This window comes from Streptomyces sp. NPDC093089, from assembly GCF_044754405.1.
GTDB lineage: Bacteria > Actinomycetota > Actinomycetes > Streptomycetales > Streptomycetaceae > Streptomyces.
This window is the reverse complement of record NZ_JBIVPA010000004.1, coordinates 536,394-552,428: the sequence shown is the minus strand read 5'-3', so window position 1 is coordinate 552,428 and position 16,035 is coordinate 536,394. Positions and strand designations below refer to the sequence as shown.

Annotated in this window: 13 protein-coding genes; 5 read left to right on the top strand and 8 right to left on the bottom strand. The window is 70.8% G+C overall.

What is annotated here, in order from left to right; translation table 11 throughout:
* Nucleotides 1–24 precede the first annotated feature (24 nt).
* Nucleotides 25–1,362 carry an esterase-like activity of phytase family protein gene (locus ACIQFX_RS12440; RefSeq protein ID WP_402461437.1) on the top strand — a complete coding sequence of 446 codons (1,338 nt, stop codon included), beginning with the start codon at nucleotides 25–27 and terminating at the stop codon, nucleotides 1,360–1,362.
* Nucleotides 1,363–1,579: 217 nt separating this feature from the next.
* The gene (locus tag ACIQFX_RS12435; RefSeq protein WP_402461435.1) at nucleotides 1,580–2,440 is read left to right on the top strand and encodes a helix-turn-helix domain-containing protein; all 861 of its coding nucleotides are present in this window, start codon (nucleotides 1,580–1,582) and stop codon (nucleotides 2,438–2,440) included.
* Between the two features lie 10 nt (nucleotides 2,441–2,450).
* On the opposite strand, the gene ACIQFX_RS12430 is transcribed toward ACIQFX_RS12435, so the two are convergent.
* From ACIQFX_RS12430 to ACIQFX_RS12420, 3 genes are all read right to left on the bottom strand, one after another.
* Nucleotides 2,451–3,683 carry a ParB N-terminal domain-containing protein gene (locus ACIQFX_RS12430; RefSeq protein ID WP_402461434.1) on the bottom strand — a complete coding sequence of 411 codons (1,233 nt, stop codon included), beginning with the start codon at nucleotides 3,681–3,683 and terminating at the stop codon, nucleotides 2,451–2,453.
* 147 nt (nucleotides 3,684–3,830) lie between these two features.
* Nucleotides 3,831–4,673, bottom strand: coding sequence for an ABC transporter permease (locus ACIQFX_RS12425; protein WP_402461432.1), 843 nt, complete (start codon nucleotides 4,671–4,673; stop codon nucleotides 3,831–3,833).
* Entirely contained in the window at nucleotides 4,670–5,596 is a 927-nt protein-coding gene (locus tag ACIQFX_RS12420) for an ABC transporter ATP-binding protein (protein ID WP_402461430.1), read from the bottom strand. The genes ACIQFX_RS12425 and ACIQFX_RS12420 overlap by 4 nt, the downstream gene beginning before the upstream one ends.
* Before the next feature lie 246 nt (nucleotides 5,597–5,842).
* Between ACIQFX_RS12420 and ACIQFX_RS12415 the strand changes: the two genes are divergently transcribed.
* The gene (locus ACIQFX_RS12415; protein WP_402461428.1) at nucleotides 5,843–6,586 is read left to right on the top strand and encodes a gamma-glutamyl-gamma-aminobutyrate hydrolase family protein; all 744 of its coding nucleotides are present in this window, start codon (nucleotides 5,843–5,845) and stop codon (nucleotides 6,584–6,586) included.
* 134 nt (nucleotides 6,587–6,720) lie between these two features.
* Complete coding sequence (locus tag ACIQFX_RS12410) at nucleotides 6,721–7,200, top strand: carboxymuconolactone decarboxylase family protein (protein ID WP_376488386.1); 480 nt, start codon at nucleotides 6,721–6,723, stop codon at nucleotides 7,198–7,200.
* Nucleotides 7,201–7,281: 81 nt separating this feature from the next.
* Here the strand turns inward: ACIQFX_RS12410 and ACIQFX_RS12405 are convergent, their stop codons facing one another.
* The 4 genes from ACIQFX_RS12405 to ACIQFX_RS12390 all read right to left on the bottom strand — a co-directional run bounded on the left by ACIQFX_RS12405 (nucleotide 7,282) and on the right by ACIQFX_RS12390 (nucleotide 12,793).
* Entirely contained in the window at nucleotides 7,282–8,670 is a 1,389-nt protein-coding gene (locus tag ACIQFX_RS12405; protein WP_402461426.1) for an NDP-hexose 2,3-dehydratase family protein, read from the bottom strand.
* Complete coding sequence (rfbB, locus tag ACIQFX_RS12400) at nucleotides 8,667–9,647, bottom strand: dTDP-glucose 4,6-dehydratase (protein WP_402461424.1); 981 nt, start codon at nucleotides 9,645–9,647, stop codon at nucleotides 8,667–8,669. The genes ACIQFX_RS12405 and rfbB overlap by 4 nt, the downstream gene beginning before the upstream one ends.
* Before the next feature lie 202 nt (nucleotides 9,648–9,849).
* Nucleotides 9,850–12,246 (bottom strand): ATP-binding cassette domain-containing protein, encoded by a 2,397-nt coding sequence (locus tag ACIQFX_RS12395; protein WP_402461422.1) that lies wholly within the window; start codon nucleotides 12,244–12,246, stop codon nucleotides 9,850–9,852.
* 190 nt (nucleotides 12,247–12,436) lie between these two features.
* Nucleotides 12,437–12,793, bottom strand: coding sequence for a VOC family protein (locus ACIQFX_RS12390; RefSeq protein WP_376490726.1), 357 nt, complete (start codon nucleotides 12,791–12,793; stop codon nucleotides 12,437–12,439).
* A 162-nt stretch (nucleotides 12,794–12,955) separates the two neighbouring features.
* Here ACIQFX_RS12390 and ACIQFX_RS12385 point away from each other — a divergent pair, with 162 nt between their 5' ends.
* Nucleotides 12,956–14,497 carry an alpha/beta fold hydrolase gene (locus tag ACIQFX_RS12385; protein ID WP_402461420.1) on the top strand — a complete coding sequence of 514 codons (1,542 nt, stop codon included), beginning with the start codon at nucleotides 12,956–12,958 and terminating at the stop codon, nucleotides 14,495–14,497.
* Between the two features lie 145 nt (nucleotides 14,498–14,642).
* On the opposite strand, the gene ACIQFX_RS12380 is transcribed toward ACIQFX_RS12385, so the two are convergent.
* Nucleotides 14,643–15,995: a nucleotide disphospho-sugar-binding domain-containing protein gene (locus ACIQFX_RS12380; protein WP_402461418.1), complete on the bottom strand. Its 1,353-nt coding sequence runs from the start codon at nucleotides 15,993–15,995 to the stop codon at nucleotides 14,643–14,645.
* Nucleotides 15,996–16,035 lie beyond the last annotated feature (40 nt).

Here is a 16,035-nt window from a genome sequence, read left to right as displayed (position 1 = left end):
TTCCATGTGTTCTAGGGAGTTCTGATGAATCCGCGCCTCCTGCGCCGACCCGCCGCCGTGGTCCTGCCGCTGTCCGCCGCGCTCGCCCTCTCGGTGGTCGTGGGGACGGCCGACGCGACGCCGGAGCACCACCACGGCTCCGGCGCCCGGGTCGTCTCCACGGCGACGCTGCCCGACATCCCGCTGGCCGCGTTCAGCAACGCGCTGGTACCCGGCAGCGTCGCGGACGACCGGGGCGTCGACCTCGGGGGCATCGGCAGCGACCTGTACCCGGCCGGACGGCGCGGCGAGTACTGGACGGTGACCGACCGCGGCCCGAACGGGCAGATAGCCGTGGGGAAGGACAAGCGGCGGACGTTCCCCGTGCCCGGCTTCGACCCGGCCGTCGTGAAGGTGCGGGCGGTCGGCGACCGGATCCAGGTCCTGAAGTCCATCCCGCTGACGACGGCTTCGGGCGCGCCCGTGACCGGACTGCCGAACCAGGCCGGCCGCGACGAGGCGCCGTACACCTACGACGCCTCGACCCCGCTCGCCTACGACCCGAACGGCCTCGACACCGAGGGGCTGGTGCGGGACCGGGACGGCAGCTTCTGGCTGGTCGACGAGTACGGCCCGTCGCTGGTGCACGTCTCCGCCTCGGGGCGGGTGCTCGCCCGCCACGTGCCCGAGGGCCTGAACCTGAAGGGCGCCGACTACCCGGTCGTCGAGTCGCTGCCGTCGGTCTTCCTCCAGCGCAAGATCAACCGCGGCTTCGAGGGACTGGCGCTGCTGCCCGACGGCGACCTCGTGATGGCGCTGCAGAGCCCGCTGCTCAACCCCGACAAGGCCACCGGCGAGAACTCCCGCACCACGCGGCTCCTGCGCTTCTCGCCCCGGAAGAACCGCGTGACGGCCGAGTACGCCTACCGCTTCGACGCCGTCGGCGACGTCGAGCCCGGCCAGACCAAGACCTCCGAGCTGAAGGTCTCCGCGCTCGTCGCGCTCGGCGGCGACCGCCTCCTCGTCCAGGAGCGCACCGACAAGGCCGCCCGCGTGTACGAGGTGCGCCTGCGCCGGAGCTCCGACATCCTCGGCTCCCGCTGGGACACCTCCACCGCCCCGGCCCTGGAGCAGCTCGACGACGAGGGCGCGGCCGGCGTGGTCCTCGGCAAGCGGCTGGTCGTGGACCTGAACACGGTCCCGGGCGTGCCCGGCAAGATCGAGGGCATCGCCCTCGACGGCCCGTCGACCCTGGTCCTGCTCAACGACAACGACTTCGGCATGACCGACGGTCCCGAGGCCTTCGACGCGGCCGGCCGCCTCGTCGACAGCGGCGTGGAGACCACGCTCGTACGGGTCCGCCTCGACCGCCCCGTGCGCTGATCACCGGCGCTTCCGACCCACCCGTGCCCCGGCCGAACAGGCCGGGGCACGGTCATGTCCGCGCAAAGGAAAGACGCCCCCTCGCCAGCCAACAGGAAGCGGAGGGTCCGCCGCAAATCCGGTGAACAATTCTCGACCGGTCCTCAAGCGATCGCCGAGCCGAGCACGATATCCGCGGGTCACACTGCTGCGTGGGTCGACACGTAGTGAGGTGCATATGGATACAGCAGTAGAAAGGGCGATCGAGTGCATCCGGGAGCGTTACGGCGAACCGCTGACCCTCACGGAGATCGCCGAAAGCGCTCTGCTCAGCCGTTTCTATTTCACTCGGCTGTTCAAAGAGGAGACCGGGCTCACTCCCGGCAGATTCCTGGCCGCGATCCGCATTTACCAGGCGAAAAGGCTGATCGAGACCACCTCGATGAGCATCACCGACATCTCCTACGCGGTCGGGTACAACAGCCTGGGTTCCTTCACCAATTCCTTCACGGCCAGTGTCGGCGTCTCGCCCAGCCGGTTCCGCAGGCTGGCCCGCGACGGCGGTGACGCGCCGCCCGGCCCCGAGCCGACGGCGTGGACGGGCTTCGGGACGATCGCGGGCACCATCAGCCTGCCCGCCGGGCACGGCAACGCCCGGGTGTTCCTGGGCGCCTTCGGCACGCCGATCGTCCAACACCCCTCGGTCGCCTCGGGCGTCATCGACGTGCCCAGCGGCCGGCCGTCCTGCTACTCGTTGAAGAACGTCCCCGAAGGCAGCTGGTACCTGCTCGCGGTGGCGGTCGCCGACGGCCTCGGACCCGACCCCGGCGCGGGGCGGACCCCGCTCGTCGGCGGGCACGGCCCGAAGACCGTCACCGTCGCCGCCGACACCGTCACCAGCGCGGCCGTACGGCTCCGCCCGGCCAGGCCCGTCGACCCGCCGGTCCTGCTCGCCCTGCCCGAGCTCGAACCCCCGGCCGACGTCGTCCCGCACCCCGGGTGCGCCTCCGTCAACCCGCCCCAGGAAAACGGCGGACGGCGCCAGGCCGCGGGCCACCTCAGGGTGGCGACCGCGGCACCGGCGCCGTCGGCGTCGTGAGGACGGGGGATCAAGGCACCATGTCCTGCTTGGTCTTGAGCTGCTCGGCGAGGAGGCTCCACTCCCTGCTGATCCGCTCGGCGATCGGCGCGATGACACCGAGCCAGTGCGGCGGCACGGCGTCGACGAGCTCGCGCCAGTCCTCGTCGGGGTCGGTCGCGTGCAGCTGCATCCAGCGCAGGAACTCCCGGCCGCCCGCGTTGTACCGGATGGCCGGATCGGTGGCCATCTTGGCCGCCACCGTCGCCCACGCGGGCGGCGCCTCGGTGTGGTTCCGGCGCGGCGCGGGCGCCGCGTCGGGGTGCGGCGCCACCCGCAGCGGCCCGCGGGCGGTGCCGCACGCCGCCGCGCCGGCCGGCCGCGCCGCCTCGCCGGGCAGCCGCACCTGCTGCCGCACCGTCGGCACCGACTGCACGGCGGCAACGACCTGTACGGGCCGTACGGACTGCACCGACCGCACGGGCTGTACCGGCTCCGGCCGCGCGGCGGCCGACTGGCGCCCGTCCCGCTCGGGGCTGTCGCCGCGGCGGAGCCGGGCGCTCACGTCGTGCACCGTGCCCAGCGACACGTCCGTCTCCCGGGCGACCTGACGCAGCGGGGCGTTCGGGTGGGCGGTGATGTACTCGGCGGCCCGCCGCCGGCCCTCGCCCGCGTCCACCGGACGCCGCCTGCCGTCCCGGCCGATGCGCTTGCCGTCGAGCGGCGCCCCCTCGCCCGTCCGGTCGCGCAGCGACGCGATCGTCTTGGCGCTCAGCCCGGTGATGCCGGCGATGGCCCGGTCGGACCAGTCGGGGTGCGAACTCAGCACGCGCTGCGCCCCGGACACCCGGTCGGCCTTCGACAGCGGGAGACCGTGCGAGCCGTTCGCCTTCATGGCGATGACGAGCGCCTCGGAATTGGAACAGTCGAGGAAGCGCGCCTTGATGCTGACGTCGCCCCGGAGCCGGGCGGCTTCCAGGCGGTGCAGGCCGTCGATGATGCGGTAGCCGTCCATCTGGACCAGAATGGGCGGCAGTTCCGCCGACCCCGCCGCGTCGACGAGAAGCTGGATGTGAGCGGCGTCCGTACCGCTCTGGCGCAGGGAGACGCCGGGCGACAGCGCGCTGACGGGTACGTCGCGTGCCGGCAGTTTCTCGAAGTTCTTCAGATCGAATTCGCTGCGGGTCGCTGCTTCGGCGCTCTCCGTTCTGACGGGGCTGAATGCACTCGTGATCAAGACGGCCTGCCCACTGCTCTGAGCCATTCCCTTCACTCCCTTTCTGCTGCCGCTGCCGTCGAGCGTCGCAGCAGCGTCTTCAGGGGCGGTCGAGGAAAGCTGGACGCCGCCTGGAAGCACGACACCGCGGGCGCCCGCCGGATCGGCGGGCACCCGCGGTGTTCGGGGGTGGGATCAGGCGTCCCTGCGCTTCAGCAGGACGGCCGCGACGGCCAGCAGCGCGGCGGTCCACAGGGCGAGGACCCCGATGCCCTGCCACGGGCCGAGCAGGTCGTCCACCCGCGCGTGCTGCTGGGTGACCAGGAACCCCGCCTCGGTGGGGAGATAGGCGTGGATGTGCTCGCCGACGGTGCCCGGCAGCAGCCTGGCCATCGGGGCGAGCACCAGGACGAAGGCGATGACGCCGGTGATGCTCGCCGCCGTGTGCCGGATGATCGCGCCGACGGCGAGCGAGAACAGGCCGAGCAGCGACAGGTAGAACCCGCAGCCGACGACCGCCCGCAGCACGCCCGGGTCGCCGAGCGAGACGGGGGCCTTGCCCTCGAGCATCGGAGCACCGATCAGGAACGAGCCGAACGCGGTCACCTCGCCCATCGCCAGGACGAGCAGGCCGAAGACGGCCGCCTTGGCCAGGAGCACCGGCACCCGCTTGGGCACCGCGAGCAGACTGGCCCGGATCATGCCGGTGGAGTACTCGGACGCCATGACCATCGCTCCGAGCACGCAGACCGCGAGCTGGCCGATCAGGATGCCGCTGCCGAGGATGGTGCCGGTCGGGTCGAGCCGCATGGCGGCCTGCTGCGCCGGGTCGGTCTTGTCCCAGTTCGCCACGCCCATCTGGATGAAGAGCGCGGTGAAGATCAGGGTCGCCACGACCAGGATCGCGAGCGACCAGACCGTGGAGCGGACGGATCGGATCTTCGTCCACTCCGACAGCATCAGCCGCCCGAAGGTCGGCTTGTGGCCGTCCGCGACGGGGACGGTCGCGGACGGCGTGGTGGCGGTCGCGGTGGTCACTTCACACCTCCGGCGGTGGGCACGCCGGCGTCGTACTCGACGGCGTCCTTGGTCAGTTCCATGAAGGCCTCCTCGAGGGAGCCCCGCCGGGTCGAGAGCTCGTGCAGCACCAGACCGCCGCCCGCGGCGAGTTCGGCGATGCGCGGGGCCTCCAGGCCCACGACGTCCAGGTCGCCCCCGTCGGTGTCGGTGACGGTGCCGCCGTGGCTCCTGAGGAGCGCGGCGAGCCGCTCCCGGTCCGGCGTCCTGATGAGGACGGACTGCTCGGTGCTGCGCTCGATGAACTCCTGGGTGGAGCAGTCGGCGACGAGCCGGCCGCGCCCGATGACGATGAGGTGGTCGGCGGTGACGGCCATCTCGTTCATCAGGTGGCTGGAGACGAAGACGGCACGGCCCTCGGCCGCGAGGGACTTCATCAGGTTGCGGATCCAGAGGATGCCCTCGGGGTCCAGGCCGTTGACCGGCTCGTCGAGCACGAGGGCGGCGGGGTCGCCGAGCAGCGCGGCGGCGATGCCGAGCCGCTGCCCCATGCCGAGCGAGAAGCCGCCGGCCCGCTTGCGGGCCACCGACGCCAGGCCGACCTGGTCGATGACCTCGTCGACCCGGCGCCTGCCGAAGCCCTGGGTCTGGGCGAGGCAGAGCAGGTGGTCGTAGGCGCTGCGGCCGGTGTGGACGGCGCGGGCCTCCAGGAGCGCGCCGACCACCCGCATGGGCTGCGGAAGGTCGCTGTAGCGCACGCCGTTGACGGTGGCCTCGCCGCCGTCGGGCCGGTCGAGGCCGAGCAGGAGTCTCATGGTGGTGGACTTGCCCGCGCCGTTGGGGCCCAGGAAGCCGGTGACGCGACCGGGCTCGACCGTGAAGGACAGACCGTTCACGGCGGTCTTGTCGCCGTAGCGTTTCGTGAGGTTCTTGGCTTCGATCATGGGTTACCTCGGTTGAATGGGCTGCGAGAGATTAACCGGGGACGCAATACTCCCCGCCCACCTTGGTACCAGGGTTGCCAAATGTTCAGTAGTCCCCTACGGGGCCGCTCGTGAACGATGGCCTCCGTTTCAGGTCCGCGGCTATTTTTACGGTGCCGACCGCCCGTTTCGGCGGTTGTTCCATCTGCTCGATTTCCTCAGTTGAACGCGAACCCACGGAACCCACGGAAACCCATGAGGGTGGTCATGAATTCAGACGTGAACGGTCCGGCGGGCGCCGGGCGGCCGGTCATCGGGATCTGCGCGCGGACCGCGCCGGTCACGCTCCAGGGCAGCGGCATGCTCGTCAGCCTCGCCCTCCAGGCGCACGTGTCATTCCTGTCCGCGGCGGGCGCCACACCCCTGCTGCTCCCGCTGCTGCCCGGCGTCGAGACCCTCGTCGACCGGCTCGACGGCCTGCTCGTCCCGGGCGGCCCCGACCTCGATCCGGCGCTGTACGGCGAGGCCGCGCACCCGGTCACCCGACCCATGAGCCCCGACGCCGACCGCGTCGAACTGGCCTTGCTGGAGGCGGCACTCGGTGCCAGGCTCCCGGTGCTCGCCATCTGCCGCGGGATGCAGCTGCTCAACGTGCTGCACGGCGGCAGCCTCCACCAGCACCTGCCGGAGATCACGGGGCACGACGGCCACCAGCCGCGCACGTCCTCGTTCACGCTGGGCCGCCACCCGCTGAAGCTGGAACCCGGCAGCCGGATCGCCGCCGTCCTCGACGAGGCCGAGCCGGAGACGGCCTGCCACCACCACCAGGCGGTGCACCGGATCGGCGCCGGCCTCACCGTCACCGGACGGGCCCAGGACGACACCGTCGAGGCCGTGGAAGTCACCGGGCACCCCTTTGCGATAGGCGTGCAATGGGAAGCCGGACACACTCCCGACACTCGGCTCCACGAAGCACTCGTACAAGCCGCAGTAAGCCGGAAAAGCAACTGACCATCGAAATTCGGAATACTTGAGAAAAGGCTGCCCGGTGGGCAAGCTGTTACCGATCCCGATCCGAAGGAGAATTACAGATGTCGCCGCGGATGCCTAACCCGTCGCTGGTCGTTCCCGATGTTCTGCCGCCCATGCGCGCACTGGTCAAGGCCGTCAACAGCGTCGGTGTGCCGTTGAAGACGCTCGTGCTCATCCACCTGCGGGTGAGCCAGATCAACGGCCGTCCGGTCCAGATCCCGAAGAAGCAGGCCGAGTTCGAGGCCGCCGGGGAGGAGGACCACCGTCTGCCGGTGGTGGAGACCTGGCGCGAGCAGGACTGCTTCACGGACGCCGAGCGCTCCTGCCTCGCCCTCGCCGAGGCCGCCACCCGCATCAACGACCGGGAGGACCCGGTGTCGGACGAGGTCTGGGAGGAGGCCGCCAAGCACTGGAACGAGGTCGAACTCGGCGCGATCGTCCTTCACATCGGCCTGGTCAACCTGTGGAACCGCGTCAACGTCGCCACCAAGCAGGAGCCGGTCGACTGGCGCATCAACCCCAAGAAGTGGACCCCGATGACGTCCCGGCTCGCCCAGGCGCAGGCCCAGCCCGCCGCGACCTCTTCCAGCTGACTCGACTCGTTTCCAGGCATTCGCAATCAGGCCCTGTCCGGTGGGAATTCCACCGAACAGGGCCTGATGCTTTGTGCGGGATCAGCGGGAGGAGAGCGAGCGGCCGCCCGCGCCCGTGGTGAGCACGGCCAGCAGGGTGCGCGCCTGGACGTTCACGTAACGGCTGTGGCCGGCGAGCCAGTTCAGCTGCCCGGCGGTGACCCACTGGTATCCCGGGGGAGCCTCGGCCGGCGTGGTGTCCTCGTCGGTGTCGACGATCAGGTACCGGCTCTCGGCGTTGAGGAACCGGCCGCCCTCCTCGGAGTGGACCGTCGAGTAGCGCACGCGCTCGGCCGGAGCGGAGAGGATCGCGTCCAGGAACGGCGGCCGGTGCTCCGCCGGCAGGTGGGCGTAGTTCTCCGGGACGTACTGCACGGTCGGCGCGAGCTCCGCCGTGTCGAGGAAGCCGCCCTCGACGCGGGCGTGCACCAGGACGTGCGGGACGCCGTCGAACACCCGGCGGGCGAAGGCGACGATGCCCTGGCCGACCGGCTCGATGATCGGCTGGGTCCAGCCGGCGACCTCGCGGCCGGCGCCCTCGACGGAGACCGCCACCACCTGGAAGAACCGGTTGTCCTCGCGGCGGACGGAGTACTCGTCGCGCCGCCAGCCGGATATCTCGCGCAGCGGCATCCGGCGCACGTCGATGTCCTGGCGGGCCCGCTCGCCCGTGAACCAGGCGAGCAGGTCGGCGTCGGAGGTCAGCGCGCCGATCTCGGTGGGGGCCATCGGGGCGCTGGCCAGGACCGTGCGCGCGTCCATGTTCACCACGTTGTCGAGGCGGAGCATGGCCGTGATCTGGCCGAGGGTGAGCCAGCGGAAGTCCTCGTCGGCGGGGACGTCGCCCTCCACCTCGACGATCATGTTGCGGTTGCGCTTCCGGTAGAACCAGGCGCCGTGCTCGGACTGCAGGACGTCCGTGAGCACCCGCTCCCGGTCCGGGCCGAGGAAGTGCTCCAGGTACTTCACCTCCGCCCCGCCGTGGGCCTTGGTGTAGTTGCTGCGGGTGGCCTGCACGGTGGGGGAGAGCTGCACCAGGTTCGGGTTGCCCGGCTCCATCTTCGCCTGCATGAGGAAGTGGAGGACGCCGTCGAACTCCTTGGCCAGGATGCCGAGGATGCCGATCTCCGGCTGGACGATGATCGGCTGCTGCCACGCGCCCTCGGGGCGGACGGCGTGCAGTCCCTCGACGGTGAAGAACTTGCCGCTGCTGTGCCGCAGGTCGCCGGTGTCCGGGGCGAAGGACCAGTGGTCGAGCTCGGCGAACGGGATGCGGCGGATCGCCGTCCCGCAGGTCAGCCGGTGGAAGTCCAGCCAGCCCGGCACGTCGGAGGTCGCGATGTGGGCGCCTTCGGGCGTGGCGGCGGACAGGGCGAGGCGCTCGGTGATGCCGGCCCGGTGGCGCGGCACCAGTCGTGTCTGCACGGTCACGGCCGACCACCGCTCTCCTTGACCGGCTTCCACCACTGCGGGTTGTTCCGGTACCAGTCGACGGTCGCCGCGAGGCCCTCGTCGAAGGAGGTGAGCGGCCGGTGGCCGAGCTCCTCCTCGATCTTGGTCTGGTCGAGGGCGTAGCGCCGGTCGTGCGCCTTGCGGTCGGCGACGTGGTCGATCAGGTCCGTGGACAGGCCGAGGAGCTCGACGAGCCGGTGGGCCAGCACCAGGTTCGGCACGGACGAGCCGGAGCCGATGTTGTACGCCTCGCCGGCCCGGCCGGCGGTGAGGACCCGCTGGATGGCACGGCAGTGGTCGTCCACGTGCAGCCACTCGCGGACCTGCTGCCCGTCGCCGTAGACCGGGATGCGCCGGCCTTCGAGGAGGTTGGTGACGGCGAGCGGGATGAACTTCTCGGGGTGCTGGTAGGGCCCGTAGTTGTTGGAGCAGCGGGTGACCGAGAGGTTCAGCCGGTGCGTACGGAAGTAGGCCAGGGCGACGAGGTCGGAGGCTGCCTTCGACGCGGCGTAGGGGGAGTTGGGCAGGAGGGGGGACTCCTCGGTCCAGTGCCCCTCGTCGATGGAGCCGTAGACCTCGTCCGTGGAGACGTGCACGACCCGCTCGACGCCGGCGGCCAGGCTCGCCTCCAGGACGGCCTGCGTGCCCTCGACGTTGGTGCGGACGAACGCGGCGCCGCTCAGGATGGAGCGGTCGACGTGGCTCTCCGCGGCGAAGTGCACGACCGCGTCCTGGCCTTCGAGGACGGAGCGGAGGAGCTCCCGGTCGAGGATGTCGCCGTGGACGAAGGTGAGCCGGGGGTGGGCGGCGGGGAGGTTGTCGCGGTTCCCCGCGTACGTCAGCAGGTCGAGGACCGTGACGTGCGCGTCCTCGTAGCCCGGGTACCCCCCGTCGAGCATGGTCCGCACATAATGCGATCCGATGAATCCGGCTCCGCCGGTGACGAGGATTCTCATGAGATCACATCGCAGTCGGAATTCCACGGTCCAGGCATGTGTCTTAACCCTTTTCGATGAGGGGGGCGGATGGCATGCAATTCACGCTAAAGAAACGCCTGATGAGGGGCATCTTTCAGATTGCGGGTTCAACCGCTGAAAAACCGCGGGGGGTTGGCGGCGGGACGTTTCCCGCTGCCAACCCCCTTGATTCAGGCCGGTGTTACTGCTTGCCGACGTACATGGCCAGGTGCTCGCCGGTGCGGGTCGAGCGGTTCTCCACGAGTGCGGCGGGCGTGCCCTCGAAGACGACCCGGCCGCCTTCCTGACCGGCGCCGGGGCCGACGTCGACGATCCAGTCGGCGTGCGCCATCACTGCCTGGTGGTGCTCGATGACGATGACCGACTTGCCGGAGTCGACGAGGCGGTCGAGCAGTCCGAGCAGGTTCTCCACGTCGGCGAGGTGGAGGCCGGTGGTCGGCTCGTCGAGGACGTAGACGCCGCCCTTCTCCGCCATGTGCGTGGCCAGCTTGAGCCGCTGGCGCTCGCCGCCCGACAGGGTGGTGAGCGGCCGGCCGATGTCGAGGTAGCCGAGGCCGACGTCGGAGAGGCGCTCCAGGATGCGGAGGGCGGCGGGGACGCGGGTCTCGCCGGCGCCGAAGAAGTCCTTCGCCTCGTCGACCGGCATCGCGAGGACCTCGCTGATGTCGCGGCCGCCGAAGCGGTGTTCGAGGACCGACGCCTCGAACCGCTTGCCCTCGCAGTCCTCGCAGGTGGTGGCCGCGCCGGCCATCATCGCCAGGTCGGTGTAGATGACGCCGGCGCCGTTGCAGGTGGGGCAGGCGCCCTCGGAGTTGGGGCTGAACAGGGCCGGCTTCACGCCGTTGGCCTTGGCGAAGGCGTTCCGGATCGGGTCGAGCAGCCCGGTGTACGTCGCCGGGTTGCTGCGGCGCGAGCCCTTGATCGGCGTCTGGTCGACGGAGACCACGCCCTCGCGGCGCGCCACCGAGCCGTGGATCAGCGAGCTCTTGCCGGAGCCGGCGACGCCGGTGACCACGCAGAGCACGCCGAGCGGGATGTCGACGTCGACGTCCTGCAGGTTGTGCGTCCGGGCGCCGCGGATCTCCAGGTGCCCGTTCGCCTTGCGCACGGTGTCCTTGACGGCGGCGCGGTCGTCGAAGTGGCGGCCGGTGACCGTGCCGCTGGCGCGCAGCCCGTCGAGGGAGCCCTCGAACATCACCTGGCCGCCGCCGGAGCCCGCGCGCGGGCCGATGTCGACGATGTGGTCGGCGATGGCGATCGTCTCGGGCTTGTGCTCGACGACGAGGACCGTGTTGCCCTTGTTCCGCAGTTCCAGGAGCAGGTCGTTCATCCGGCTGATGTCGTACGGGTGGAGCCCGGTGGTGGGCTCGTCGAACACGTACGTGGTGTCGGTGAGCGAGGAGCCGAGGTGGCGGATCATCTTGATCCGCTGGCCCTCGCCGCCCGACAGGGTGCCCGCGGGGCGGTCCAGGGAGAGGTAGCCGAGGCCGATCCGGACGATCGAGTCCAGGGTGTGCAGCAGCTTGGCGAGCAGCGGCGCGACCGACGGCTCGTCGAGGCCGCGGATCCACGCGGCCAGGTCCCTGATCTCCATCGCGCAGGCGTCGGCGATGCTGATGCCGTCGATCTTCGACGACCTGGCCTCCTCGCTGAGCCGCGAGCCGCCGCACTCGGGACACGAGGTGAAGGTGACCGCGCGCTCCACGAACGCCCGGATGTGCGGCTGGAGGGAGTCCTTGTCCTTGGAGAGCATGGACTTCCGGATCTTCGGGATCAGGCCCTCGTAGGTGAGGTTGACGCCGTCGACCTTGACCTTGCGCGTCTCGCCGTGGAGGAACTCCGCCATCTCGTCGGCGGTGAAGTCGCGGATCGGCTTCTTCGGGTCGAGGACGCCCGAGTCGGTGTAGACGCGGGTGGTCCAGAAGCTGTCCTGCTTCCAGCCGGGGATGGTGAGCGCGCCGTCGCCGAGCGCCTTCGAGTCGTCGTACAGCTGGGTGAGGTCGATGTCGTTCGCGGTGCCGCGGCCCTCGCAGCGGGCGCACATGCCGCCGTGGTAGACGGCCTTGGTGACGACGAGCTTCTCGCCCTTGCCCTTGTCGATGCTCATGGCGCCGCTGGCGACCCGCTTGGGGACGTTGAAGGCGAACGCGCTGGGCGGGCCGACGTGCGGCGTGCCCAGGCGGCTGAAGAGGATGCGGAGCATCGCGTTGGTGTCGGTGGCGGTGCCGACCGTGGAGCGGGGGTCGGCGCCGAGGCGCTGCTGGTCGACGACGATCGCGGTCGTCAGCCCTTCGAGGACGTCGACCTCGGGGCGGGCGATCGACGGCATGAAGCCCTGGACGAAGGCGCTGTACGTCTCGTTGATCATCCGCTGGGACTCGGCGGCGATCGTGCCGAACACGAGGGAGCTCTTGCCCGAGCCGGACACCCCGGTGAACACCGTCAGTCTGCGCTTGGGGAGCTCGACGCTGACGTCCTTGAGGTTGTTCACCCGTGCCCCGTGCACGCGGATCAGGTCGTGACGGTCGGCGACGTGCGGCTCGGTGGAGCGCGCGTCCGTCCCGGTGTCCTTGCTCATGGTCTCTCCATCTCTCCGGATGGGGCCGCCCTTGCCCGGCCCCATCCGGCGAGCTTAGGCGGGCACGCTCGAATCCCCCTCGAATTCTCCTCGCGGGGGGCTTGAGGGGAATTCGAGCGGGAATCCAGGGGGATGCGAGCGGTATGGGGATGTGGCGGCCGCGGGGGCGCTGCGGGCGGGGGCCTGGGCGTCAGCGCTCCTGGAGGAGGCCGAGGACGTTCCCGTCGACGTCGGTGACGGTGGCCACGAGACGGCCGCCGCCGACCTCGGCGGCGGGGTTCTGCACGACGGCGCCGGCCGCGATCACCTCGGCCAACTTCGCCTCGATGTCCGGCACGTGCCAGTAGGCGACCGGGGACGCCATGCCCTGCGTGCCCGCCCCGGGGACCAGGCCGATGTGCTGCCCCGCGACGTCGAAGCCGACGTAGAAGTCCTCGTCGGTCTGCGGTTCGACGCCGAGCAGCGCGGTGTACACGGTCTTGGCCGTCGCCAGGTCCTTGACGGGGTGCAGCACCGTCTTGATTCCCTGGGTGCCGGGGTGGGACATGATCACTCCTAGGTCGGGATCGTGTTTCCGCATGCTAGGGAAAACCCCTCTCCGGATGCTTCTCCGTTCTTGCTCACTCAAGTGGGATTCCAGCCATCTTTGACCGGAATTGCAGAGGGCCTTGTCAGGCTGCGAGCGCGTTGCATCCAGAAGGGGAATCACGTGAAGAAGCTCGCATTGGTCACAACGGTGATCGTGACCGGCCTGGTGGGTCCGGCCGTCACCCCGGTGGCGGCGGTGGAGACGGTCACGCCGGCCGCAAGCATGGCCTGGTCGCCGTGTCCGGAGAACGATCCGATCCTCGGGGCCATGCTCAAGGGCCTCGAGTGCGGCACGGTCCAGGTGCCGCTCGACTACAGCCAGCCCGAGGGCCGGAAGATCAGTCTGGCACTGACCCGGGCCAAGCACACCGTCGCCGAAGCGGACTACAAGGGCGTCGTGATCCTGCACCGCGGCCAGTGGCCCGGCCCGATCGCCCGCGACCTGCCCACCCGCTACGCCAAGGGCACCACCGGCCTCGCGGCGGACGTCGGCGCGGCCTACGACTTCATCGGCTTCGACCCGCGCGGCGTCGGCGCCAGCGAGCCGGCGATCGTCTGCGACCCGACCTACATCAACCCGGGCCAGGCGCTGCCCGATCCCGTCCCGGCCTCGGCCGCCGCCGAGCAGGCCCTGGTGGACCGGGCCCGCGCGTACGCCGAGAGCTGCGGACAGCAGTACGGCGACGTGCTCGACCACCTCACCACCAAGGACTCCGCGCGCGACCTGGAGCAGATGCGCATCGCGCTCGGCCAGGAGAAGATCACCTACTTCGGCACCGACTGGGCCGGCTACCTCGGCTCCGTCTACGCCACCCTGTACCCGAACCGGGTCCAGCGGCTGATCGTCGACAGCGTGCCGAGCCCGAGCGGCGTCGGCTTCCTGAACCAGCTCGGGAAGAACTTCACGAGCGAGCAGAACGCCGGCATCTTCTTCGCCTGGGTCGCCAAGTACGACTCGGTCTACCACCTGGGCACCACCGCCGCCCAGGTCGAGGCGAAGTACTACGCGGCCCAGGACCGCCTCCGCACCGCGCCCGTCGACGGCAAGATAGGCCCGGCGGAGTGGGCCGACGTCTTCGAGCCGGTCGTCTACCGCCACTGGATCTGGCTGAACCGCGCGAAGATCCTCTCGGACTTCGCCGTCAACAACGACCCGACGTCGCTGAAGGCCAACTTCTCCGACCCGGGCTTCCCGCACCAGAACCGCCACACCATGACCAACGCGGTCAACTGCACCGACGGCCCGTGGTCGCGGGACTGGAGCGCGTACAGCGCGGCCTACTCCGCCCAGTATGCCACCGGCACCACGTTCCTGACCTGGAACAACGCCTGGTACACCGCTCCGTGCGCCTTCTGGCCGGCGGCCTCCCAGACGCCCGTGCAGGTCGGCAACCCCTCGGTGGACGTCCTGATCGTGCAGCCCGAGTTCGACGCCGCGCACGGCGTCATCGGCGCCTACGACACGCACCTGCGCTTCCCCAACTCCCGCTTCATCCTGGAGAAGGGCGGCCACAGCGTCGGCGCCGCCCTGTCGGCGAACGGCAACACCTGCCTCAACGCCTACCTCAGCGACTACCTGAGGGACGGCACCCGGCCCGCCTCCAAGTGGGGTGTCGACGCCACCTGCGCGGCGGCTCCCGACCCGGTGCCGGCCGGCGCCTGAGCGGACGCGGACGCGCCCCGCACGAGCGAGACGTGCGGGACGCGGACGGACCCCGCATGAGCGAGACATGCGGGGTCCGTGGTCTCCGTGACGAAAGGAAGCGGCGCTCTCCGGGAAGGCTTCGCCCGGTGGGCGCCGCTCCGTCTCAGCGCACGGCGCCGGTCGCGCCGGCCCGGTGGGCGTCCACCAACTGGGCCAGGGTGCGCGCGATTTCGTTGGGCGCGGGCATCGTGAGGACTTCCAGGCGCAGCCGCCGGGCGTTGGCCCGCAGCGTCTCGTCCTCGATGAGCCGGACGATCGCGGCGCGGACCCCGGGCCCGTCCACCTCGGCGGGCTTCATGGCGAGCCCCGCCCCCGACCGCTCCAGGCACTGGAGCTTCAGCGGCACGTCGAACGCCCGGCTGACGAGCAGCTGGGGGACGCCGTAGCGCAGCGCGCAGCCGAACGACCAGGTCCCGCCGTGGTGCACCATGGCCGTGCAGGTCGGCAGGACGTCGGCGAGCGGCACGGACTCCACCAGGCGGGTGTTGTCCGGCACCCGGCTCAGCTTGTCCTGGGACTCCCGCGGCAGCGTGAGCACCAGCTCCATCTCCAGGTCGCCGACCGAGTCGAGGATCTCCTGGATCTTCTCGACGGGAAGCAACTGCCGCACCGGCCCGTCGTTCACCGCGTCGCCGAACGTCATCAGGACCCGCGGGGCCCGCGGCGGCTCGGCCAGCCAACGCGGCACCACAGTGGGGCCGTTGTACGGCACGAACTGCATGGGGAGCGTCGTCGGACGGGAGTCGGGGCGGAACGCCCCGGGCAGCGGGTCGATGGTGAACTGGCCGTTCACCAGGTCCTCGGAGAACTCGACGCCGTACTTCTCCGCCCAGCCGGACAGCCAGTCGCGCAGGCCGTCGGCGCGGTCCTCCGGCGGCTGCTGCCGCTGCGCGTGCAGGAAGTCCTCGCGCATCCGGCTGTAGACGTCCACCGAGTACAGCACCCGGGCGTGCGCCGCGCCGACCGCGGCGGCGGCCACCGCGCCCGCGAACGCCTTCGCGCCCCAGAGCACCAGATCGGGCTTCCAGTCGAGTGCGAAGCCGACCACGTCGTCCATCATCGTGTCGTTGGACCGCCGGGCCTGGGGCAGCACCAGGTTCTCGAAGACCCCGGTGGCCTGCTCCCAGCTCAGCCGGTCGCGGTCGGGCCGGACGTCGAACAGCGGGTCGAGACCGCCGCCCTGCCCCGGTCCGCCCGGTCCTCCCGGCGCCGCGCCGCCGGCCGCAGGTGCCGCCGCCTTCTTCCGCTGGTCGCGCTGGTCCCGCTGCCTCCGCACCTCGGCGGTCTCGCCCGGTCCGACGCTGATGCCGGTGAGCCCGGCCCCGGTGACGACGTCGAGGAGGTCGGGCCAGCCGGCCATCCGTACCTCGTGGCCCGCGGTCTGCAGCGACCAGGCCAGCGGAATCAGGTTGAACAGGTGCGTCTTAAAGGGAAACGGCACAATGAGCACACGCATGACGGACCGCCTTCGCTTCGGGGCCGGGCGAGTCTGGGGG

Excerpts from the sequence above, each read along its gene's own strand:
- ACIQFX_RS12440 (WP_402461437.1), top strand. The coding sequence starts at position 25 with ATGAATCCGCGCCTCCTGCGCCGACCCGCCGCCGTGGTCCTGCCGCTG.
- ACIQFX_RS12435 (WP_402461435.1), top strand. The coding sequence starts at position 1,580 with ATGGATACAGCAGTAGAAAGGGCGATCGAGTGCATCCGGGAGCGTTAC.
- ACIQFX_RS12430 (WP_402461434.1), bottom strand. The coding sequence starts at position 3,683 with ATGGCTCAGAGCAGTGGGCAGGCCGTCTTGATCACGAGTGCATTCAGC.
- ACIQFX_RS12420 (WP_402461430.1), bottom strand. The coding sequence starts at position 5,596 with ATGATCGAAGCCAAGAACCTCACGAAACGCTACGGCGACAAGACCGCC.
- ACIQFX_RS12415 (WP_402461428.1), top strand. The coding sequence starts at position 5,843 with ATGAATTCAGACGTGAACGGTCCGGCGGGCGCCGGGCGGCCGGTCATC.
- ACIQFX_RS12410 (WP_376488386.1), top strand. The coding sequence starts at position 6,721 with ATGCGCGCACTGGTCAAGGCCGTCAACAGCGTCGGTGTGCCGTTGAAG.
- rfbB (WP_402461424.1), bottom strand. The coding sequence starts at position 9,647 with ATGAGAATCCTCGTCACCGGCGGAGCCGGATTCATCGGATCGCATTAT.
- ACIQFX_RS12395 (WP_402461422.1), bottom strand. The coding sequence starts at position 12,246 with ATGAGCAAGGACACCGGGACGGACGCGCGCTCCACCGAGCCGCACGTC.
- ACIQFX_RS12390 (WP_376490726.1), bottom strand. The coding sequence starts at position 12,793 with ATGTCCCACCCCGGCACCCAGGGAATCAAGACGGTGCTGCACCCCGTC.
- ACIQFX_RS12380 (WP_402461418.1), bottom strand. The coding sequence starts at position 15,995 with ATGCGTGTGCTCATTGTGCCGTTTCCCTTTAAGACGCACCTGTTCAAC.